This is a genomic window from Taklimakanibacter deserti, from assembly GCA_003574785.1.
Map to the genome: position 1 here is coordinate 220063 of QORU01000006.1, position 22428 is coordinate 242490.

A 22428-nucleotide genomic window follows, 5' to 3' on the forward strand; every position below is an offset into this window, starting at 1 on the left:
GCTCTCAGGCTCAGGCCTGATCCACTCCCGTGAGACGTGCATTCATCGCCCGCAAGCGGGCGCTCATGACGCGCATGACCCGCAGCGCAAAATGCGGCGTCTGCTGCACCATGAACAGGAAGCGCCGCTCATCCATAGGCACCACCTCGGTTGCCGCACTCGCCCGCACCGTGGCGCTGCGCGGTCCGCTGTCGACGAGGGACATCTCGCCCACGATGCCGCCGGGGCCCACCGTCTCGAACACCCGGTTGCCGTCGAGAATCTGCAACTCGCCGGAGCGCACGACATAGATCTCGTGCCCGGCATCGCCCTTCGTGAACAGGACCTGTCCCGCATCGAGGCGTATCTCCTCGCCGCTGCGGGCACTCCCCAGAAAATTCTCGGCCATCGGCATTCTCCTCTCCTTCAGTGCGCTCTCGAGGGATGAGACCTGACCCATCTTCGCCTCGGCGCCTGACGCCGCTCAACTGTTCAAGAACACTATTCGACTTGCCCGGGGCGACCAAAATGGATTCCGCCGGGTAAGATGGATTCTGCGCGAAGCCGTGTCTTTTCCGTCACATTGCCGCATGAGATTGCCGGAAATTTCAGCAGATTGCGCCTACCAGGCGAATCTCACCCCGGCATTGCCCGCGACGGCTTCATAATCCTCGGCAAATTGATAATTGCCGCGGATGAAGCCCGACCAGCCTTCGGACGCCACCATGCCGAAGCCCAAGGACACATCGCCGATCGTGCCGCCCGCATCATCCGATGCATCGAATGTCCCGAAAGTAGGATCGGTGATGCTGACGCCATTGTCGCCGGCGAATTCCTCCCACACGCTCGCCGTCACATCGCCCGAATAGATGACGGCGGTGCTGTCCGTATGCTCGAAGCCCAATCTCAGGCCCAGCCGGCCGCGCACGCTCGTCTCGTCATCGAACTCGACAGTGCCGCCGAAAATATCGACATCATCGATCTCGGTGTGAACCACGGCGAACGATGCCTGCGGCTCGACGAAGACGGTCTCGCCGAATTTGTATCCCGTATCGATGCGGCCGCCCACATTGGTGGCATCGGTGTCGGCATCGTCCGAGGCCGGCGCCAGGTCCTGCGGATCGATCTCGATATCAAGGAAATCGGCCTTCACCGTCAGATCGGCATAGAAGGCATGGTCGAGATAGGTGACATAGGCGCCGACCGTCGGGCCTTCATAATTCCATTCGGTGTTGGTCTCGTCGAATTCAAGGTCCGATGTCAGATAGCCGCCGAACACGCCGAAGAGCCAGGCCGAGCCGGCGTTTTCATGTCCGAAGTCGAAGCCCGCCAGACCGCCCCAGATCGTCTGCTTGCGGTCGAGCGTGAAGCCGTCTTCCTCGTCGTCCTGATCGACATAGGCACCCGTTCCGTTGAACCAGAAGCCGGGCGTGATCCTGGCAAGCGGTGTCGGCTCGACCGGCTCGGCATAGTCGGCGGCAGGCGTCACGCTCATGCCTTCGAAGAGCACGCGCAGATCCGCCTGACGCTGCATGATCGTTCCCGTGGTCTGCTGCCAGACCTGCTGCGCGCCCGAGATGCCAGCGGCGAATTCGTAGGCGCCGACGCCGATGCCGGAAGTATAGAGCTCATGGATGGTCTCGCCGCCGTCATCCAGCCTGAGATCCCAAGTGTAGAAGCCGGCATTGAGCGGGCCGCCGAGATCGAAATCCTCCTCTGTCGTGTTGCCGCCGGCAATGACGACCCTTATGCCTTGCGTGTTGGCGCCGGTCGCATCGACGACATTGACCGAGACGCGGGTCGTACCGCCGGTATCGCCGGCGACCCACAGCGTATCCGAAAGCCCGCCGGCCGCGGCTGGCCCCAGCACGGCATCCACCGCCAGGCCGCCGCCTTCACCCACATAGTCCGTTGCGCTATCCCCAAGTGCTGAACTGCCGAAATGCAGCTCGTCGCCTTCCTTGCCGTCGGCCAAGGTGACCAATCCGGAATTGTTGAAGCTCTCGAGCCTGCTGAACCGGGTTAATTCCGTGTCGCCCCCGCCGTCGGCGGCGCGCAGTGTGCCCGTGTTGGCGAGGCTATCGTGGCCGTCACCGAAGTCGTTGTTGCCGCCGGCGGTGTTCCAGAGCCCGTCATTGCCGAGCCTATCGTTGAATTCCGCGAGAGCGACCGTACCGATCAGCGTGCCATTGTTGTCGATTGCAGTGAGGCCGCCAGATGTCGTGATGGCGAGAGCGGTGGATTCGCCGGAAAGATTCGCCACGGTGCCGTTATTGGTGATCTTGATGGCGTCATCAATGGCGCCCAAGGCGCTCGTCGCATCGATGCCGGCGAGGCCGCCCCTGACATCGCCGCCGGTCGTGATCGTCACATTGCCCGAGGCCGTCGCCTCGATACCGTTGAGATCGGTCGCGCTGACCGCGCCCGCGCCTGTGGTGATATCTATCGTGCCTGAATTCGTAAAGGCATCGATGCCCCGCAAGCCCGCGGCCACGGCGCTGTCAGCCTTCACCTCGATATTGCCGCTGTCTGATATGGCGGCCACTATGCCATTGCCGTCGCCGGTAATCATGGTCCCGGCCGCCGTCGTCACCAGGATATCCCCCTCACCGGCATGCGCATTGATGCCGTGTTCCCCAATGCCGGTGACATCGCCGCCCGCCTTCACCGTGACATTGGCGCTTGCCGCGGCGTCTATGCCGTTGGCACCGCCGGTGACAGAAGCTGAGGTTTCGATGAGGACCGTGCCGCCAGGGCCGAGCGCCTCGGCGTCGATGCCGTGGCGGGTGCCGGACACGGCGCCTTGCGTCTTCACCACGGCATCGCCGCCCACAAGCGCACTGGGGCTCACGGCCGCATAGGCGCTGATGCCGTTGCCATCGAAGCCAGTGACGGCTGAGCCCCCTCCCGTCATCACCTCGACATCGCCGTCAAGGGCGCGTGCGAAGATGCCGTCGCCGCCATTGCCAGTGACGTTGCCATTGGCTTCGATCTTGAGAATGCCGGTGCCGAAATTGCGTGCTTCGATACCATCCTCGCCGCCGGAAACTGTACTCGCGACGCCCGTGGTGATGGTCAGGTCGCCGGCATATTCGCCGTTGCGCGCCTCAATCCCGTCGGCGGTGCCGCCCGTGACCTCGCCATAGACATCGATCTTGAGATTGCCGGTGCCCTGATTGTTGGCCAGGATTCCCTCGCCTGCGCCCGTCACCACACTTGCCGCACTCGTCGTGATGGTGAGGTCGATGCCGAGATTCTTGCCGATCGGCGGGCCCTCAGGGTCTCCCGGGTCGTAGACATAGCCGTAGGAATTGATCGCGGAAATGCCGATGGCGTTTTCGCCGGTGACGCTGCCCTCGACGGTGATTTCGAGATTGCCGTTACCCTGGTTGACCGCCTGGATGCCGTCGTCGCCGCCGGTTATGGCGCTTCCCGCCCCCGCCGTGACGACGAGGTTCGCGCCACTCCTGAAATTATATGCATTGATGCCATCCAGGGTTTGCCCCGAGACCTCGCCGTCGGCCGCGATGCTGAGATCGCCTGCACCGTAGTTGCGGGCGTCGATGCCGTCACCATTGCCGGTAACGGCACTTGCCGTCCCGGTGGTTATCGTCAGGTTCTGGGCACCAATGGCAAAGAAAGAAGTGCCGTTTTCAGCGAAAATGCCGTCGCCTCCGTTGAGCTCGTCGTCGAGCGCGCCATAGGCAGTGACGTTGCCATCGGCAGTGATCTCAAGGTCACCTTCGCCGCGACTGGTGGCAAAGATGCCATTGTTTCCGCCCAAGACGTTGCTTTGGGCACCCGTGGTCACGGTCAGGTTGACGCCAGCATTCCACGCATAAATGCCGTCTGCAGTTTCGCCGGCAACCTCGCCATTGGCGATGACGGTCAGATCGCCATCGCCGGTACTGTTGGCATAGATGCCATAGTCGCCGCCTCTGATCACGCTTGCCGAGTCGGTGGTGACCGTCAGATCATCGCCAGTGCTGCTAAGATTGGCGTGTATGCCATCGTCGCCGTAGCCGGTGACCTGGCCGGAGGCGGTGATCGAGAGGCTGCCGCCTTCGCTAACGTTCGCAAAGATACCATTGGTCGATCCGGTGATCGTGCCATTGGTGATGATCGTCACCGCGCCATCGGTGCCATTATAGTTGCCCGTCGATCTCACATCGAGGCCATTGCCGCCGTCGTTGTTGATGATCGAGGCGCTGTAGTCGGTGAACTGGATATGGCCGTCGCCGGAGATGTAGAGGCCATCGGTGGTGACCTCGAAGGGCGCCACAGTGTTCACATCGGCATTGTCGAAGTTCAGATTGTCGCCCGTGATGGTGCCGGTGCAGACGATGTCCGGGGCGCCGGAAGTATCGCAGATGGCATAGGCCTGGCGGCCATAGCCCAGGAAGGGCACGACGGCGAGAATGGTCGTCAAAGCCAGTCGACTGCGGAGGCTCAGGCTTATTGCGCGGTCGCCCGCAGGTTGCGGATCAATCCCCTTGAGCTTTCCTGCCATGCCCCTCGCCCCCCGTGGACCGTCGCCCGTAGCGATTCTGACCTGACTAAGCGGCAAATACAATGAAAATTTCCGCCAGGTCGGAATTTGTCGCCGCGAGACGTGACTGGTGATTTGTGCGAGCTGTGGCCTTTGCACCACAGGATTACAGCTAAGGACGCGCTGTTGCGGCCGGCTCCGGGGCAGCGCCGGCGGTCGCCTCCGCGCTCCTCGGCTTAAGCCCCTCATAGGTGATGAGCGTCTTGATCTCGTTCGAGGCGAAGCCGAGCGACATGGGGCAAGTGATTCCAGGCAGCACCGCCACGTCGAAGATTTCGGCCACAGCGCCATCGATGCGGAACCATTCGACGCAGGTTCCGGTGTCGAGATCGATCACCTGGACGCCGCACCAGGGCTCGGAGTCCGTCGCTTTCAGCCGATCATCGAGCGCGAGGCCTTCGAAGCGCTTGTAGCGCGGCTTCGACAGGCCGACGAAAGCATGCCGGCCATGGATGGCGAGGCCGCGCACGAAGCCGGGGCAGAAGGTGTGCGGGCGGAACGCGCCCTTGGCAAGATCGATCTCGCCCAGTTCCCCGGTCCCGGAATTCAGCACCCACAATTGCCCGTTCACCAGGCGCGGCGAATGCGGCATCGACAGGCCGGTGCAGACGATCTCGCCCGTATCGACATCGACGACGATGCCGCCATTGGCGCGCCGGTCGCGCCAGCCGTCGATCGTGTCGGAGCGCGACACCGCCGTGACATAGCGCGGCCGTCCCTTTTCCATCGCAAGGCCGTTCAAATGGCAGCGGTCTTCCTCGACGAGCCCCGAGATGAACGGCGGCATCCAGAGGGTTGAGAAACTGTGCCGCTCGGAGGGCACGGCCAGGCAATTATAGGCGGTGTTGACGAAGACGATGCGCCCGTCGGCCATGAGCCCGATCTCATGCGCGTCGAGGACGCCCGTCGTATAGGTGACGCGCGGCACATAGCAGGCATCCTGCGTGTGATTGATGAACTGCCCCTTCTCGAGGACGTTCTCGAAGCGCTGGATCTGAAACAGCGTGGCGAGCGCCAGGGTGCGGCCCTCGGCGGCAAGGCCCATGGCCTTGGGGAACAGCCGCTCGTCCACCATCAGCCCGCCTTTCTTGGGATTGCGGCCGACCAGATAGAGCTTGCCGGACTGGTAGGAGGTGAAGCCCAGCGAGACATCGAGGCGGGCGAGCAGGCGCGGAAAGCCGCCCGACATCGAATAGGTGGTCTTCGGTGCTTCCTGGGCGGCGGGCGCGGTTCCTTCCGGTGCAGGCGTGCTTTCGGTGGCGGGCGCCGGTTCGGGATGGATTGTCGAGGGCTGATGCAAGATGGCCTACCGGAAAAATCGCGTTGGGGTGAGGACTACAGCGCTTTGATCGTTTCGATCAATATTCATTTGGCCCCACGGCTTTTGCGGACTTTGCGGCGCAACACGATTCGCGGATTCAGGGAAATTCAGGGAATCGACGGCTCGTTTCGAGCGCAGGCGGCGTCCCGGAATTTTGAAACAATGCCAATAATATCAGTATTTTAACATAATTTTGCTGCGGTGCACAGCAGGGAATTTCGAGCACGGCTGCGCATCGGCCGACCACCCCCAACTTTCCCCTTGCCTTCGCGGGCCAAAAGAACATAACAGGAATGCTCCCTTGCCGGCCGATCTTCCTTCGGCCGGCGCAACGACGGAGCATTCGCTTGCCCAAGATCGATCACTTGCCGCCGCAGGCGCTGAAACCCTGGCCGGGCAACGCACGCCGGCATTCGCGCAAGCAGATTCGGCAGCTCATCGACAGCATTCGCCGCTTCGGCTTTACAAGCCCGGTCGTCATCGACGATGCGGGCCACATCCTTGCCGGGCACGGCCGGGCGCAGGCGGCGTGCGCGCTGGGCCTGCCCGAAGTGCCGTGCCACCGGCTCGACCATCTGAGCGAGACCGAGAAGCGGGCCTATGTCATTGCCGACAACAAGCTCGCGCTCAATGCAACCTGGGACAGGAAGCTCCTGGCGCAGGAGCTCAGCCATTTCCGCGTGCGGGAGATCGATTTCGACGTCGGCGTCATCGGCTTCTCGACCGGCGAGATGGAGGGGCTCTTCGGCACGGCTTCGGCGGATGAGGGCTCCGATCGCGCAGACGACGAGAATCACGCGCGGGTCGAAACGCACGACGAAATCCCCCGGGTCAAGCGCTGCGCTCACGGCGACGTCTGGCAATTGGGACCGCATCGGCTCGTATGCAGCCGGAAGCTCAATGGCCCCGTCTTCGAAGGATGGCCTGGCGGCTGCACAGAGCAGATGATCGTCATGGCGCCGGGAGACTCTCATGCCGATGATGTCTCACACTCCAACCAATGGAATACGGACACCCTCCTCGCCGCCGATAGAGCGCAAAAGCTTATTGTCCTCGCCGAGCCCGATCTCGCCAAATGCGAGCGCATGCTCGCGCGCTGGGAAGCCCATGCGAGGGCCCCTGCAACAAGGCTCCGCCGTCCGACCGGGCATGGCCATGACGGACCGGAGGATTCCCGATGAGCGACGATCACATGCTCCAACCCGCGGCAGATGCGAAACCGGAGAGCTATGCGGTCGGCTTTGGCAAGGCGCCGGCCGCCAACCGTTTCACCAAGGGCCGGTCGGGCAATCCGAGCGGCAAGCCCAAAGGCCGGCGCAACAAGCTGCCGGCCCTCAATGAAGCGCGGCTGAAGCGCATCATTCTCGAGGAGGCCTACCGCACGATCGAGATTCACGAGGACGGCCGCAAGCTTACCATCTCGATGGTGCAGGCCGCCATGCGCGCGCTCGCCGTCGCCGCGGTCAAAGGCAAGCTCCACGCCCAGGCGCTGCTCATCAGGCTGGTGGGCATGGTCGAGGAGCAGAACGAGACGCATCATGATCGATATGCCGACGCCCTGCTCGACTACAAGATCAAATGGATGAACGAGCTGGCGCGCCGCAAGGCGGCAGGTCTCCAATATCCCGACCCTGTGCCGCATCCGGACGACATCCATGTGGACGCGGCCGACGGCACGATCCGCATCGTGGAACCAGGGACGGACCGGCGTGCGAAGGAGAGGGAGAACGAGGAAGATCCGTGATCAGATGTGCTTGGCCCGTCTCCAGCGAGGCCAGCCTCACATCGCCGACGCGCCCGAGAAGGTCATGCTCATGAAATCGTGGAACACGCGCGTCGCCGGCGCCTGCTGCAGCGCCCGGTTCCAGGCGAGGCCGACATCCATGGTCGGGATGTCGCCGATCACATTGCGCGTCTCGATGCGCTGGCCTTCGAGCGACCAGGGCCGGTAGACCATGTCGGAGAGGACGGTGACGCCCATGCCGGCGGCGACCATGCTGCGCACCGCCTCGACGGACGAGGTCTTCACGATCATGCGCGGCTCGAGTCCGGCCCTCGCCCAATATTTGCCGGCGGTGTGCATGGCCTCATCGACGGTCAGCATCACATAAGGCTCCTGGGCGATATCGGCGAGCGTCACATTCTCGCTGGTGAGGAGCGCATGCTCGACCGGCAGCCACAGCCGGCGCCGCGACTTGACCAGGGTCTCCGACGCGATGCGCGCCGTGTCGGCGAGGTTCGAGACCAGCATCACCGCGATATCGAGGGTGCGGTCGACGAGCCCCTTCTCGATCGCCTCGCGCGGCAATTCGCGCAGTTCGACCGAGATGCGCGGATAGTTGCGCAGGAAGCGGGCATAATGGCGCGGCATGAAATAGCCCGCGACCGTATAGGTGACGCCGACCCTGATATGGCCTGAATGCGCCGTATCCGCGGTCAAGGGCGCGCTCATCGCCTCGTTCACCGCCGCCATGATGATGCGCGCATGCTGCAGGAAGCGGGTGCCCTCGGCGGTAAGCGCCACACCCGAGGGCTGGCGGTCGAACAGGCGGACGCCCAGATCGTCCTCGAGCTGCTTGATCGCGGCGGTGACCGCCGATTGCGAGACATTGAGCTCGATCGCCGCCTGGCTCACTTGCCCGGCATCGGCGGCGGCGATGAAATACCTGACCTGCTTGATCGAGAGCGTCATCTATCTGTTTTTGTAATACCTAGTTGCGGTTTTTCCGATTTTACAATCTCGCACCTGCAACACAATATCCCTTCGAACCGGCTTCAAGACCGGCAGCGAGTCTAGGGAGAGAAGACGTGAACAAGCCCATGGGGCCGCTCGCCGGCCAGCGCATCAGGCGCAAGGAAGATCTCCGTTTCATCACCGGCGAAGGCCGCTATCTCGACGATATAAAGCTGCCGAACATGGCCCATGCGCTGGTGCTGCGCTCACCCCATGCCCATGCCCGGATCAAGTCGGTCAAGACGAAGCGTGCCGGCGCCCTGCCGGGCGTGCTGGCGATCTATACCTCAGCCGACATGGAGGCGGCCCAGGTCGGCCTGCTGCCGGTCGGCTGGATCGTGCCCAAGACCAACGGCCGGCCGATGGCGCAGCCGCCGCATCCGGTGCTGGCCTCAGGTCGCGTGCGCCATGTCGGCGATCCGGTCGCCTTCGTCGTCGCCGAGACGAAGGCCGCGGCCCTTGCGGCGCTGAACAAGATCGATGTCGATTACGAGATCCTGAAACCCACGGTCGATCTCGAGACGTCGATCGCGCCTGAGACGGCGCAGATATGGCCCAAGGAGGCGCCGGGCAATCTCTGCTATGACTGGGAGGTCGGTGACCGGGCGGCCGTCGACAGGGCCTTTGCCCAAGCTCACCATGTCACCACCGTCAAGCTGATCAACAACCGCGTCCATGCCTCGCCCATGGAAACGCGCGGCGTGATCGGCCATTACGATCCATCGAGCGACCGCTATACGCTCTACACCTCGAACCAGAATCCGCATGTCATCCGCATTCTGCTGTCGATCGCGACGCTGAAGATCTCGGAAGAGAAGATCAGGGTCGTGGCGCCCGATGTCGGCGGCGGCTTCGGCATGAAGATCTATCACTATGCCGAAGAGGTGCTCGCCGTCTTCGCCGCGCACCGCCTGAAGCGCCCGGTCAAATGGGTGGCCGATCGCTCTGAAGCCTTCGTCTCAGACACCCATGCGCGCGACCATGTGACCACCGTGGCGCTGGCGCTCGATGCCGAAGGGGTGGTGCAGGGCCTGAAAGTCGACACGATCGCCAATATGGGCGCCTATCTTTCGACCTTCGCGCCGGCGATCCCGTCTTTCTTCTATGCCTATCCGATGCCCGGCCCTTACAAGGTGCGTGCCGTCCATGTGCGCACCCGTGCCGCCTTCACCAACACCATGCCGGTCGATGCCTATCGCGGCGCCGGACGCCCGGAATGCACCTATGTGCTGGAACGCGCCATGGATGCCGCAGCGCGCGACATGGGTATCGATCGCGTCGAGATCAGGCGGCGCAACCTTATTCCGGCCGACGCTTTTCCCTATAAGACGCCGCTTCTGTGGACCTATGACACGGGCGAATTCCACAAGCTCCTCGACCATGCCCATGAGGTCGGGAATTTCGCCACGCTCGCCGAGCGCAAGGCGGCCGCCTTGAAGCGCGGCAAATATCTGGGGCTCGGCTTCGCCTTCTATATGGAAGCCTGCGGCATGGGCCCGTCCAAGTTGCTCGCCCGCGAAGGCTGTCTCGGCGGCCAATATGAAGTGGGTCAGGTGCGCATCAATCCGACCGGCACGGTGACGGTGCTGACCGGCAGCCACACCCACGGCCAGGGCCATGAGACGGTCTATGCGCAAATCGTCGCCGACACGCTGGGCGTCGATTTCGAGGCAATCGAGATCGTGCATGGCGACACCGACCGCGTCGCCTATGGCATCGGCACCTATGGCTCGCGCTCGCTCGCCGTCGGCGGCTCGGCGATGAAGATCTCGCTCGACAAGGTAGTGGAGAAAGGCCGCAAGATCGCAGCACACCTGCTCGAGGCCGATGCGCGCGACATCGAGTTCAAGCAAGGCCGCTATAGCGTGGCCGGCACCGACCGGACCAAGAGCTTCAAGGAAGTGGCGGCCGCCGCCTATAATCCGGTCGACTACCCGCTCGATCAGCTGGAGCCCGGGCTCGAGGAGACGACCTGGTTCGATCCGCCCGACTTCACCTTTCCCTATGGCTGCCATCTGTGCGAGATCGAGATCGATCCCGAGACCGGCAAGATCGAGGTGGTGGCGCTGGCCGCAGTCGATGATTTCGGCAACCAGATCAACCCGATGATCGTCGAAGGCCAGATCCATGGCGGCCTCGCGCAAGGCACCGGCCAGGCGCTGCTGGAGCATTGCGTCTTCGACACGAAGACGGGACAGCTCCTGTCGGGCTCCTTCATGGATTATGCGATGCCGCGCGCGGACGATCTCCCCGCGATGCGCGTCGAGTCGCTGGTGACACCCTGCCGCAACAATCCCTTGGGCGTCAAAGGCTGCGGCGAGGCCGGCGCCATTGCCGGGCCCGCGGCTCTGGTGAGCGCCGTGCTCGACGCGCTGGCGCCTTTGGGCGTCACCCAGATCGACATGCCGGTGACCCCGGAAAAGATCTGGCGGGCGATCACCCTCGCCCCGCGAAGCGGGGCGAGGGTGGGGCCCAGCGCGGAGCGCTGGGAGGGTGAGGGGCCTGCTGCAGAATGACTTCGACAAGCCCCTCACCCCTCCCGCCGCCCTGCGGCGGGTCCCTCCCCTCTCCCCGCTGAAGCGGGGCGAGGGCGATCTATCTGTTTTTCAAATACCGAGGCGCAGATTTTCCGATTTTACAATATGGCTTGTGCAACGCAATAATTGTAACTCGACACAAGACGGCTCGAGACCGTTAACATATTCGGGAGGATTGAGGGTGACAGCCATAAACTGTGACATGGGCGAGGCTTTCGGCCTCTACAAGATGGGCGACGATCAGGGCCTCATGCCCCATATCGATGTCGCCAATGTCGCCTGCGGCTTCCATGGCTCGGACTTCAATCATATGCGGACCACCGTGCGCCTCGCCAAGGAGCATGGCGTCAAGGTCGGCGCCCATCCCTCGCTCCCCGACCTCCAGGGCTTTGGGCGGCGCGAGATGAAGATCGCGCGCGACGAGCTCGCCAATTGCCTCATCTATCAGATCGGCGCGCTGAAAGGCTTCCTCGAGGCCGAGAAGATGACGCTCAACCACATCAAGCCGCATGGCTCGCTCTATGGCATGGCGGCGCGCATGGAGGACATGGCGCATGCCGTCTGCGACGTGGCCGACATCTTCAAGGTGCCGCTCTTCGGCATGGTCAACACCTTGCATGAGAAGATCTACAAGGAACGCGGCCACACATTCATCCCGGAATTCTACGCCGATCTCGATTATCGCGACGATGGCAGCCTGATCATCACGCGCGAGCATGAGGCGAAGGATCCCGACGAGGCCGCCGCCAAATGCGTGCGCGCCATCAAGGAAGGCAAGGTGAAGAGTGTCGGCGGCAAGGACGTGACGGTCGGCTCCGCCACGATCTGCATCCATTCCGACACGCCCAATGCCGTCGCCATTGCCGAAGCCGTCCGCAAGGCGGTCCGTCCCTATCTCGATGCCGCCTGATCAACGAAAGAGTGCCCATGCCCCAGCAACTTCTCTCGCCTCTGCCCGGAACCTTCTACAGGAAGCCCGCGCCCGACAAGCCCGTCTACAAGAATGAAGGTGATGAGGTCGCCGCGGGCGACGTCATCGGCCTCATCGAGGTGATGAAGTCCTTCACCGAGGTCAAGGCCGAGGTGGCGGGAAAGATCGTGAAGTTCCTCGCCGACAATGAAGAACCGGTGATGGCCGGCCAGCCGCTCGCGGAAATCGCGTGATGTTGAATGCATCAATTCGCGCGGAGATGCCCTCGCCCCGCCTCAGCGGGGAGAGGGAGGGGACCCATTGCGAAGCAATGGGGAGGATGAGGGGCCTGCCTCAGAATGATTTCAAGAGGCCCCTCACCCCTCCCACCGCTGCGCGGTGGGCCCCTCCCCTCTCCCCGCTCACGCGGGGCGAGGGTGTACCATGCTGAAATCGCTGTTCATCGCCAATCGCGGCGAGATCGCGGTGCGTATCATCAGGGCGGCGCGTGAATTGGGCATCCGCACCATCCAGGCGCACAGCGCCGCCGATGCCCAATCGCTCGCCGTGAAGCTCGCGGACGAGGCGGTCAGTATCGGCCCCCCGCATGCGGCAAAATCCTATCTCAATATCCCCGCCATCATCGATGCCGCGAAGCAATCGGGCGCCGACGCCATCCATCCGGGCTATGGCTTCCTCGCCGAGAATGCAGGCTTTGCCGATGCCGTCGAGAAGGCCGGCATGATCTTCGTCGGTCCGAGCGGCGATGCCATCCGCACCATGGGCGACAAAGTCCAGGCCCGCATCGCCGCCGAGAAAGCGGGCGTGCCGGTCGTGCCGGGAAGCGGCGGGCGCATAGATGATCTGAACGAAGCGACGACGATCGCCTCGCGCATCGGCTTTCCCGTCATGATCAAGGCCGCGGCAGGCGGCGGCGGGCGCGGCATCCGCATCGCCAACAGCAGCTTCGAATTCGAGCAATTGCTGCCGCAGGCGCAAGGCGAGGCCCAGGCGGCCTTCGGCGATGGCGGCTTATATATAGAGAAGGTCATCACCGAGGCCCGCCATATAGAAGTGCAGGTGCTGGGCGACGGCGAGCGCGCCATCCACTGTTTCGAGCGCGAATGCTCGCTGCAGCGCCGCCGCCAAAAACTCTGGGAAGAGGCCCCCTCACCTATTTTGCCCGATACAGTGCGGCAAAAGCTCTGCGCCTCGGCCGTGGCGCTCGCCGAAGCCGTCAACTATCGCGGCGCCGGCACCATCGAATATCTCTATGACGATGCCAGCCACGAATTCTACTTCATCGAGATGAACACCCGCATCCAGGTCGAGCATCCGGTGACCGAGTTCATCACCGGCCTCGATCTCGTGCGCGAGATGATCCTCATCGCCGGCGGCCAAAAGCTGCGCCACCGGCAGCAGGATATCGCCCGCAAGGGCCATGCGATCGAGGTGCGCATCAATGCCGAGGACCCGGCGAAGAATTTCATGCCCTTTCCCGGCACCGTGGCGGGCCTCGCCGTGCCGGGCGGCCCCGGCACCCGCTTCGACACCATGCTCTATGACGGCTACCAGGTGCCGCCTTTCTATGACTCGCTTCTGGGCAAGCTCATTGTCTGGGACGAAACGCGAGGACAAGCGATCGACCGCTTGAAGCGCGCGCTCGGTGAGCTCGACATTGGCGGCCTCAAGACGACCAAGCCCCTGCATCAGCTCCTCGCCGATGATCCGCAGGTGCGGCAAGGGAAATTCCACACACGCTGGCTCGAGCCCTGGCTCGAGGCAAATGGCGGACGCTTAAGTTCGTGAGGGAGGTAGGATGAAGACCCGATATTCCTATGGCGGTGACGAGCATATCTTCGTCGAGATCGACGAGGAGATGTCGCTCGACGCCTTCTTCAAATCGCTGTTCCTGTCCAATGCGGTTAAGGACGCGAAGATCAAGGGCGTCACCGAGATCTGCCCGGCCAATGCCTCGATGCAGATCAAGTTCGATCCCGACGTGATCAAGCCCGCCGACATGCTGGGCGAGCTCAAGAGCCTCGAGAAGGTCGCCGAGAAAGCCGAGCATGTTCTCAAGACGCGCATCATCGAGATCCCGGTCTATTACAACGATCCCTGGACCCGCGAGACGCTGATGCGCTTCCGCGAGCGCCATCAGGACCCGAAATCGACCGACATCGAATATGCCGCGCGCATCAACAATCTGGGCGGGCCCGAGGGCTTCATCAAGGCGCATTCGGGAGCGCCCTGGTTCGTCTCCATGGTGGGCTTCGTCGCAGGGCTCCCCTTCCTCTATCAGATGGTCGAGCGGCAGCGGCAGATCGAGGCGCCGAAATATCTGCGCCCGCGCACCGACACGCCGAAGCTCACCGTCGGCCATGGCGGCTGCTTCGGCTGCATCTATTCGGTCAGAGGTGCCGGCGGCTATCAGATGTTCGGCATCACCCCGATGCCGATCTACGATCCCAATCAGAAGATCAGTTATTTGCGCGACTTCATGTGCCTGTTCCGGCCGGGCGACATCGTCAAATGGAAGCCGATCGACCGCGCGCAATATGATGCGACCGTCGCCGATGTCGAGACCGGCAAGTTCGCGCCGCTGATGAAGAACGTCACCTTCTCATTGGACGAGTTCCATAAGAATATCGACGGCTACAACCGCAAGCTCGATGGAGTGCTCCATGGCCATTAAAGTCTTGAAGCCCGGCCTTGCGACGACGGTCCAGGATCTTGGCCGGCCCGGCTATTACAATATCGGCATTCCGCTCTCGGGCGGCATGGACCGCTTCGCGACGCGCGCCGCCAATCTGCTGGTCGGCAATGACGACGGCGCCGCCGTCCTCGAGGCGACCTTCATGGGGCCTGAGCTCGAATTCACCGCCGATGCGACGGTCGCCGTCACCGGTGCCGAGCTCCCGCCCAAGGTCGATGGCTCAGCACGCGACGGCTGGACGTCCTTCGCGGTGAAGAAGGGCCAGGTGCTCTCCTTCGAGTTCCTCAAGAAAGGGGCGCGTGCCTATATCGCGATATCGGGCGGCATCGATGTGCCGGTGGTGCTCGGCTCGCGCTCGACCTATGCGCTGGGGGCGCTCGGCGGCTTCAAGGGCCGCAAGCTCGAGGCGGGCGATGAACTGCCCGCGGGCCAAGGCAAGGGCGCCAAGGAAGGCCGCACGGTGCCTCAGAACTTGCGGCGCGCGCCCGGCAATCCGGTCGAATTGCGCATGGTGCCGGGTCTCTACTGGCATCGCATCACCGAGGATGCGGGCAAGCACTTCTTCGCCGATACCTGGAAGGTGGCGCCGGAGGCCGACCGCATCGGCTATCGCTTCAAGGGCGGACGGCCGCTCGAATTCGTGCCGCGCAAGCAGCCCTTCGGCGCCGGCTCCGATCCTTCCAACATCGTCGATGCCTGCTATCCTTACGGCTCGGTGCAGATCCCGGGCGGCACCGAGCCGATCGTGCTGCATCGCGATGCGGTGTCGGGCGGCGGCTATTTCATGGTGGGCACGGTGATCTCGGCCGACATGGACCTCATCGGCCAATTGCAGCCGCACACGCCGGCGAAATTCGTGGCGGTCGATCTCGAGGGGGCTCTGAAAGCGCGAGCCGACCGCGAGGCCGTGCTCGACAAAGTGCGGGCCGCGCTGTCGTGATCAGGCGGGGCGGAGCAATCGTGTACGGAGTTTATGGGCCCTGAAGATGGGACGACCTCTCCATCATTTCCCTTCTCCCGCGCGCAGCGTGGGAGAAGGTGGCCGAAGGCCGGATGAGGGCTCTTTCTGCAGGCGCGCGAGAATTTCGGGCAAAGAGCCCTCACCCGCCCTATCGGGCACCCTCTCCCATCCTTCGGACGGGAGAGGGGGAAAAACGGAGATTGTCGCGCCCACCCTAAGCGTCGAGGCGGGCTTTGCGGCGCGCCTCGTCGCGATAGTCTTTGGGCGACATACCGAAATGAGCCTTGAACGCACGCGAGAACTGAGCCTGGTCGCCAAAACCCCAGTGATAGGCGATCTCGCCGACGCTTTGCGTGATGCTGCGGTCGGCGAGATTGGCGCGGCAGGCGTCGAGCCGCTGGTCGCGGATCCAGGCGCCGACCGTCTGGTTGGTGTCGCGGAAAAGCTCATGCAGATAGCGGATGGATATGCCGCAATGGCGCGCGATCATGTCGGGATCGAGGGCGGGATTGCGCAGGTTGTTGCGGACGAAGCTCTCGATGCGGACGAGATGCGCCGCCCGCATGGTCGAGCTGCCGGAAGTCAGCGTGCGCTCATCCGCCCTGAGTGCCAGCACCAGGAGATCGATGAGCTGCTGGCCGATCATCTGGCGCATCTCGGCATTCATCTCGTCGAACCGGTCGGGGATGAGATGCAGCATGTCGGTGAAGAAGCCGCCGGCGCCGTTCCCGGCGTCGAATTGCAGCGAGCAGAAGCGGTCGGGCCCGCGGATGCGCCCGGAAAGCGCCTTGGCCTCGACCTTCATGACCCAGAGATCGGCGGCCTCGTCATGGCTGAACTCGTAAGGCTCGTGGCTCCTCTCGAGGATGAAGGAGCCCGGCGCGCAATGCACGTCCTTGCCGCATTGCGAGAAGAAGATCTCGGTGCGCGCCGGCACGGTGACCAGGAAATGCTCGTCGCGCTCCTGGCGGAAATGATGCGGCAGGCGGCGATAGCGCAGGGCCTCGGAAGTGAGGCGGGAGAGCGAGACGCCGCCCAGATGCCAGTCGGTGATCTCGCCCGAAAAGCGGTCGGGTTCGCGGAAGGTGAGGTCGAGCGGAAAATAGGCCTTGGCGATCGTCTCATGCCAATGGCGGCTGCGCTCGTTCAGCCTCACGTCATTGGTCGAAATGCGCCTTTTCATGCCACGCTCCGCATGCGGAAAATGTTACGGCGGCGGGGCCTTCCGCGCAATGAAAACCGGCATTACTGCGCGGGAAATCAAATCCGGGTTCACCCGCAGCAAAGACTAAGGGCTCGATCGGGTCTAAGCCTCCCCTTCAGCAATGGTGCGAAAGACGCCATGTCGAGGGTGAGGATCGAGCGACAGGCTTTCGGCGTGGTTCAGCGACAAGCGAGGACCTCATGAAGCCGAAGCGCAAACCCAAAGTTGATCCGATCACGCTTTCCGTCGTCAGGGGCGTCCTCGAGACGACCCAGCGCGAGATGACGCTGACCCTCGAGAAGACCGCCCGCTCATCGGTGTTCAACCTGGCGCATGACTATTCGACGGCGCTGTTCAACGCCAGGCCTGAGATGATCCTGCAGGGCCAGGACATTCCCATCCATCTGGGCTCCCTCATCCCCGCCATGAAGGCGGTCGCCCGCTATTTCGGCGACGACATCCATGAGGGCGATCTCATTTTGCATAATGACCCGGCCTTCGGCGGCAGCCATGCCATCGATACCTGCATGTACAAGCCGGTGTTCTATAAGGGCAAGCTCGCCTACTGGACCGTGTGCAAGGGCCACCTGACCGATATCGGCGGGCCGGTGCCGGCGGGCTACAATCCCAATGCCAAGGAGATCTATGCCGAGTGCCTGCGCATCCCGCCGGTGAAGATCTGGGACAAGGGCAAGCCGCGCAAGGACGTGATCAACATGATCCTCACCAATATGCGGGCGAGGCGGGACCAGGAAGGCGATTTCAACGCGCTGATCGGCGCCTGCCAGGTGGGCGAGCGCAATCTCCTGGCGATGGTCGACAAATATGGCGCAGCAACCGTCGATGCCTGCATCGACGAATTGCTCGACATGGCCGACCGCCATATGCGCTCGCTCATCAAGTCGGTGCCGGACGGCACCTATAGCGGCACGGCGATCCTCGAGGATGCGGGCCACGGGCTTGGCGATTTCGAGATCACCGCAAAGGTGACGATCAAAGCCGACACCTGCCACATCGCCATCACCAGCCCGCCGCAAGTGCCCTATTTCATCAATTCCTACGAAGGCAACTCGCATTCGGGCGTCTATCTCGGCCTGATGATGTTCGCAGCCCTGCCGCCACCTTACAATGAAGGCCTCTATCGCTGCGTGACGGTCGATTTCGGGCCCAAGGGCACGCTGTGCAATGCGGTCGAGCCGGCCCCCCATATGAACTGCACCACGACGCCGATGGAGACGCTGACGGATGCGGTGCGGCTTGCCTTCGAGAAGGCGATGCCCTCCAAGGTCGCCGCCTCCTGGGGCCATGCCAACGGCCTCAATATCGCGGGGCGCGATGAGCGCAGCGGCGAGGAATTCGTGACCATGGTGCTCGCCACCATCATCTCGGGCGGCGGCGCCACCCCCAAGCAGGACGGCTGGCATGCGGTCGGCCCCGAATGCTGCTTCGGCGCGCTTACATCCGGCGATGTCGAGCTTCTCGAATATTCCTATCCGATCGTCATCCATCGCTATTCGCTGATGACGGATTCGGGCGGCGCCGGGAAATATCGCGGCGGATCGGGCACCGCCTGGGAGGTCGAGCCCCTCTACAAGGACATGCTGTGCATCGGCTTCGGCGAAGGCCGGCGCATTCCGGCCATGGGGGCTGCCGGCGCCAAATCGAAGCTCGTCGAGACCAAGGTCGGCCGCGTCGAGCTCAAGCGCAATGGCAGCGTCGATGTCGAGCGCAAGAACATTCTCGAGACCATCCAGCCCGGCGAGACCATCACCAACATGAATCCGGGAGGCGGCGGTTACGGCAATCCGCATGAGCGGCCGGTCGACAAGGTCCTGTGGGACGTGAAGAACGGCCTCGTCTCGCGCGAGGGGGCGCATAAAGATTATGGCGTCGTCATCAGCGACGTCGAAAGCCTCAGCGTCGATCATGACGCCACGCGTCAACTGCGCGGAGGTGCCCAATGACCGCGCAATATCGTCTCGGCATCGACGCCGGCGGCACCTTCACCGATTTCGTGATCGCCGACCGCAAATCGGGCGCCATCAAACTGTTCAAGGCGCTCTCCACCCCCGCCAATCCGACCAAGGCCATCGAGAACGGCCTTCAGCTCATCGCCGAGCATCTCGGCCGTTCAGCCGAAGAGGTCGTCGCCAATTGCGATCTCTGCATCAACGGCACGACGGTCGGCCTCAATGCCATCATCACCCATCGGGGCGGCAAGACCGGCTTGATCTGCACCGCGGGGCATGAGGATTCGATCGAGATCCGCAACGGCCACAAGGAAGACGGCTATCGCTACGATCCCGAATATCCCGCCGCCACCATGCTGGTGCCGCGCTATTTGCGCAAAGGGGTGCGCGAGCGCGTGCTGTCGGACGGCACGGTGCGCACGGAGATGGTCGAAGAGGATGTGCGCGAGGCCTGCCGGCTGTTCCTCAAGGAAGGCGTCGAGACGGTCGCCATCTCCTTCGTCTGGTCGGTGCTCAACACCGCGCATGAGAAGCGCGCCGCCGAGATCGTGCGCGAGATGATGCCGAAGGCGATCCTCACCGTAGGCTCTGAGCTCTATCCGCAGGTGCGCGAATATACCCGCACCTCGACGGCGGTGACCAACGCCTATCTGGCCCCGGTGATGCGCAGCTATGTGCAGGCGGTCGATGGTTATTTCCGCAAACTCGGCGCCAGGCAGCCGGTGCGCTATTTCCAGTCGAATGGCGGCCTCGCCATCGGCCAGGTCATGACCGACCGTTCCGTCTATGCGATCAATTCGGGCCCGGCTTCGGCGCCGCAAGCCGGCCTCTATGTCTCAGCCCCCTTCAAGAAGAAGAATGTCATCACCGTCGACATGGGCGGGACCTCCTTCGACATCACGCTGACCAAGGACGGCCAGACCAATCTCAACAAGAATATCGACTTCCTGCGCTATCGCATCGGCGTGCCGATGATCCAGGTCGAGACCTTGGGCGCCGGCGGCGGCTCAATCGGCTGGATCGACTCGCTCGGCCTCCTGCAGGTCGGCCCGCAGTCGGCGGGCGCCGATCCGGGCCCTGCCTGCTATGGCCAGGGCGGTGTCGAGCCGACGACGTCGGACGCCAATCTGGTGCTGGGCTATCTCAATCCCGACGGATTGCTCGGCGGCAAGCTGCCGCTCAGCGTCGACAAGGCGCGGGACGCCCTCAAGCGCATCGCCGATCCCTTGGGGCTGACGCCGGAACAGGCCGCCTATGGCATGTTCACCATCGTCAACAACAACATGGTGAACGGCATCCGCCGCGTCTCGGTCGAGCGCGGCTATGATCCGCGCGATTTCGTGCTGGTCGGCGCCGGCGGCGCCACCGCCGCCCATATCACGGCGCTGGCGCGCGAGATGGGCATCGACACGATCGTGCTGCCGAAGCTTGCTTCGGGCCTCTGCGCCTTCGGCCAGACGATATCCGACGTCAAATACAATTACATGGCGACGGCGCCGGTGCGCCTCGACAATGACGCGGCCTATAAGCGCATCGATACGCTGTTCAAGGAGATCGAGCGCAAAGGCATCGCGCATCTCGAATCCGACGGCTTCACCAAAAAGAATATCAGCGTGAAGCGCAGCCTCGACATGCGCTATGTCGGCCAGGTGCATGAATGCACCGTCGATATCGACATGTTCGAGATCAATGCCAGGACGATCGGCAAGGTGAAGGAAGCCTTCCACAAGCGGCATGAGGAGCTCTACACCTATTCCGAGCGCCATAATGCGGTGGAGGTCGTCAATATCGAGTCGACTCTTTATGGCCATATCGAGAAGCCGAAGCTGCCGAAGCTCGGCAAGGGCGCGCCCTTGCCCAAGGCGCTCAAGGGCCATCGCAAGGCGATCTTCGATGTCAAAGGCAAGGGGTTGCGCACGCCGGTCTATGACGGCGGCCTCTTCGGCGCCGGCGCCGTCATCAAGGGCCCCGCCATCATCGAGGAAGTGACGACCACCATCGTCATCGAACCGGGCTGGACGGCGAAGCTCGACGCCTCCGGCTCCTATGTCATCACGTCCAAGCGCAAATCGGGAGGCAGATGAGCACCGCACTCTCAGCCCGGAACGTCTCGGTGTCCTTCGACGGGCTGAAGGCGCTGTCGAATGTCGTGCTCGACATTGTCCCTGAGCGCGTCACCGGCCTCATCGGACCCAATGGCGCCGGCAAGACGACGCTGGTGAATGTGCTCACCGGCTTCCAGGCGCCGGATCAGGGCGAGGTGCTGCTCGACGGCGAGAATATCGGTGGCCGCACGACCTTCGGCATCAGAAGGCTCGGTGTGGCGCGCACCTTCCAGTCGGGACGTCTGTTCAGCGAATTGCCGGTCATCGACAATCTCGAAGTGACGGGCATCGGCCTGGGACTGACGCGCCGCGACGCCGCCGCCAAGGCCGAGGCCATGCTCGACTGGATCGGCATCGCCCCGCTCGCCGACCGCGTCGCCGGCGGCCTCCCCTATACGGATGAGCGCCGCGTCGCCATCGGCCGCGCCTTGATGATGGAGCCCAGATATCTGCTGCTCGACGAGCCGGCGGCCGGCATGTCGGCGGAAGAGGCCGACGATCTGATCCGCCTCATCCGCCGCATCGTCACCGAGATGAAATGCGGCGTCCTGCTGATCGAGCACAATATCGGCCTGGTGCTCAATATCTGCAACCACATCCATGTGCTCGATTCAGGCGAGATCATCGAGGAAGGTCCGCCCCAACAGATCAAGACCAGCGAAAAAGTGCGCCACGCCTATATGGGCACCCAGGCCGAGGCCGGAGGTCCCGTCTTATGAGCCTGCTCACGGTCGACAACATCACGGTGCGCTATGGACGGCTTACGGCGCTCCGTGGCGCGTCGCTCACCGTCGATGAGGGCGAGACACTGTTCATCACCGGGCCCAATGGCGCCGGCAAGTCGACGCTCCTCAAGGCGATCGCCGGCGTCGTGCCGGTGGCGGAAGGGTCGATCGCGCTCGGCGGCAAGGTGATCTCGGGCGGGAGCCCGGAGGACACCGCGCGCCTCGGCTTCTCCATGGTGCCGGAAGGCCGTCACGTTTTCGGCTCGCTCACCATCGAGGAAAATCTGATGCTGGGTGCCGGCATGCGCAAGGACCGCGCCCGGGCGCTTCAGGATCTCGGCTCCGTCTATGACGTCTTCCCGATGCTGAAGGAGCGCCGCGACAAGCCGGCAGGCGTGCTCTCGGGCGGCCAGCAGCAGATGCTGGTGATCGGCCGCGCGTTGATGACGGCGCCCCGGCTCATCGCCATCGATGAGCCTTCGCTCGGCCTCGCCCCCAAGGTCATCGACCAGGTCTATGAGACCTTGCTCCATTTGCGTGACAGTCGCGGCCTCACTCTGGTCATCGTCGAGCAGAGCTCGACCCGCGCCATGATGACGGGCGGCCGCATGGTGCTGTTGCGCTCGGGCGAGATCGTGCTCGAGGGCGATGCCCGGAGCCTCGCCCGCGGCGACACGCTGCGGAAGGCCTATTTCGGCTATGGGGAACATTAGCGAC

At 63.3% G+C, this 22428-nt stretch carries 17 protein-coding genes; 12 read left to right on the forward strand and 5 right to left on the reverse strand.

Annotated features, from left to right (window positions below):
• Nucleotides 1–10 precede the first annotated feature (10 nt).
• From DS839_RS14405 to DS839_RS14415, 3 genes are all read right to left on the reverse strand, one after another.
• On the reverse strand, nt 11–388 hold the full coding sequence (locus DS839_RS14405) for a Crp/Fnr family transcriptional regulator (RefSeq protein ID WP_162918525.1): 378 nt from the start codon (nt 386–388) through the stop codon (nt 11–13).
• Nucleotides 389–601: 213 nt separating this feature from the next.
• Complete coding sequence (locus tag DS839_RS14410) at nt 602–4489, reverse strand: autotransporter outer membrane beta-barrel domain-containing protein (protein WP_162918526.1); 3888 nt, start codon at nt 4487–4489, stop codon at nt 602–604.
• 151 nt (nt 4490–4640) lie between these two features.
• Nucleotides 4641–5828 carry a TIGR03032 family protein gene (locus DS839_RS14415; protein WP_368911643.1) on the reverse strand — a complete coding sequence of 396 codons (1188 nt, stop codon included), beginning with the start codon at nt 5826–5828 and terminating at the stop codon, nt 4641–4643.
• Between the two features lie 368 nt (nt 5829–6196).
• Here DS839_RS14415 and DS839_RS14420 point away from each other — a divergent pair, with 368 nt between their 5' ends.
• Both DS839_RS14420 and DS839_RS14425 read left to right on the forward strand, forming a co-directional pair.
• The gene (locus tag DS839_RS14420) at nt 6197–7030 is read left to right on the forward strand and encodes a ParB/Srx family N-terminal domain-containing protein (RefSeq protein ID WP_368911644.1); all 834 of its coding nucleotides are present in this window, start codon (nt 6197–6199) and stop codon (nt 7028–7030) included.
• Complete coding sequence (locus tag DS839_RS14425; RefSeq protein WP_119271048.1) at nt 7027–7593, forward strand: DUF5681 domain-containing protein; 567 nt, start codon at nt 7027–7029, stop codon at nt 7591–7593. Before DS839_RS14420 ends, DS839_RS14425 begins: the two co-directional genes overlap by 4 nt.
• Nucleotides 7594–7629: 36 nt before the next feature.
• On the opposite strand, the gene DS839_RS14430 is transcribed toward DS839_RS14425, so the two are convergent.
• Nucleotides 7630–8541 (reverse strand): LysR substrate-binding domain-containing protein, encoded by a 912-nt coding sequence (locus tag DS839_RS14430; RefSeq protein ID WP_119271049.1) that lies wholly within the window; start codon nt 8539–8541, stop codon nt 7630–7632.
• Between the two features lie 116 nt (nt 8542–8657).
• Here DS839_RS14430 and DS839_RS14435 point away from each other — a divergent pair, with 116 nt between their 5' ends.
• The 6 genes from DS839_RS14435 to DS839_RS14460 all read left to right on the forward strand — a co-directional run bounded on the left by DS839_RS14435 (nt 8658) and on the right by DS839_RS14460 (nt 15686).
• On the forward strand, nt 8658–11099 hold the full coding sequence (locus DS839_RS14435; protein ID WP_368911645.1) for a xanthine dehydrogenase family protein molybdopterin-binding subunit: 2442 nt from the start codon (nt 8658–8660) through the stop codon (nt 11097–11099).
• Nucleotides 11100–11301: 202 nt separating this feature from the next.
• Nucleotides 11302–12030, forward strand: coding sequence for a LamB/YcsF family protein (locus DS839_RS14440; protein ID WP_368911646.1), 729 nt, complete (start codon nt 11302–11304; stop codon nt 12028–12030).
• Nucleotides 12031–12047: 17 nt separating this feature from the next.
• Entirely contained in the window at nt 12048–12284 is a 237-nt protein-coding gene (locus tag DS839_RS14445; protein WP_119271051.1) for an acetyl-CoA carboxylase, read from the forward strand.
• A gap of 190 nt (nt 12285–12474) precedes the next feature.
• Complete coding sequence (locus DS839_RS14450) at nt 12475–13839, forward strand: acetyl-CoA carboxylase biotin carboxylase subunit (RefSeq protein ID WP_119271052.1); 1365 nt, start codon at nt 12475–12477, stop codon at nt 13837–13839.
• 10 nt (nt 13840–13849) lie between these two features.
• Nucleotides 13850–14725, forward strand: a complete 876-nt coding sequence (locus tag DS839_RS14455) for a 5-oxoprolinase subunit B family protein (RefSeq protein ID WP_119271053.1) — start codon at nt 13850–13852, stop codon at nt 14723–14725.
• Nucleotides 14715–15686 (forward strand): 5-oxoprolinase subunit C family protein, encoded by a 972-nt coding sequence (locus tag DS839_RS14460; protein WP_119271054.1) that lies wholly within the window; start codon nt 14715–14717, stop codon nt 15684–15686. The genes DS839_RS14455 and DS839_RS14460 overlap by 11 nt, the downstream gene beginning before the upstream one ends.
• Nucleotides 15687–15921: 235 nt before the next feature.
• Here DS839_RS14460 and DS839_RS14465 read toward each other — a convergent pair whose 3' ends face one another.
• Nucleotides 15922–16890, reverse strand: a complete 969-nt coding sequence (locus DS839_RS14465; protein ID WP_119271055.1) for an AraC-like ligand-binding domain-containing protein — start codon at nt 16888–16890, stop codon at nt 15922–15924.
• Between the two features lie 221 nt (nt 16891–17111).
• Between DS839_RS14465 and capB the strand changes: the two genes are divergently transcribed.
• Genes capB through DS839_RS14485 form a run of 4 tightly spaced genes read left to right on the forward strand, consistent with a single transcriptional unit; the run spans nt 17112 to nt 22424 of the window.
• Nucleotides 17112–18875 carry a caprolactamase subunit beta gene (gene capB / locus DS839_RS14470; protein WP_119271056.1) on the forward strand — a complete coding sequence of 588 codons (1764 nt, stop codon included), beginning with the start codon at nt 17112–17114 and terminating at the stop codon, nt 18873–18875.
• Nucleotides 18872–20965 carry a caprolactamase subunit alpha gene (capA, locus tag DS839_RS14475; protein WP_119271057.1) on the forward strand — a complete coding sequence of 698 codons (2094 nt, stop codon included), beginning with the start codon at nt 18872–18874 and terminating at the stop codon, nt 20963–20965. The genes capB and capA overlap by 4 nt, the downstream gene beginning before the upstream one ends.
• Nucleotides 20962–21705, forward strand: coding sequence for an ABC transporter ATP-binding protein (locus tag DS839_RS14480; RefSeq protein WP_119271058.1), 744 nt, complete (start codon nt 20962–20964; stop codon nt 21703–21705). The genes capA and DS839_RS14480 overlap by 4 nt, the downstream gene beginning before the upstream one ends.
• The gene (locus DS839_RS14485; RefSeq protein WP_119271059.1) at nt 21702–22424 is read left to right on the forward strand and encodes an ABC transporter ATP-binding protein; all 723 of its coding nucleotides are present in this window, start codon (nt 21702–21704) and stop codon (nt 22422–22424) included. The genes DS839_RS14480 and DS839_RS14485 overlap by 4 nt, the downstream gene beginning before the upstream one ends.
• Nucleotides 22425–22428 lie beyond the last annotated feature (4 nt).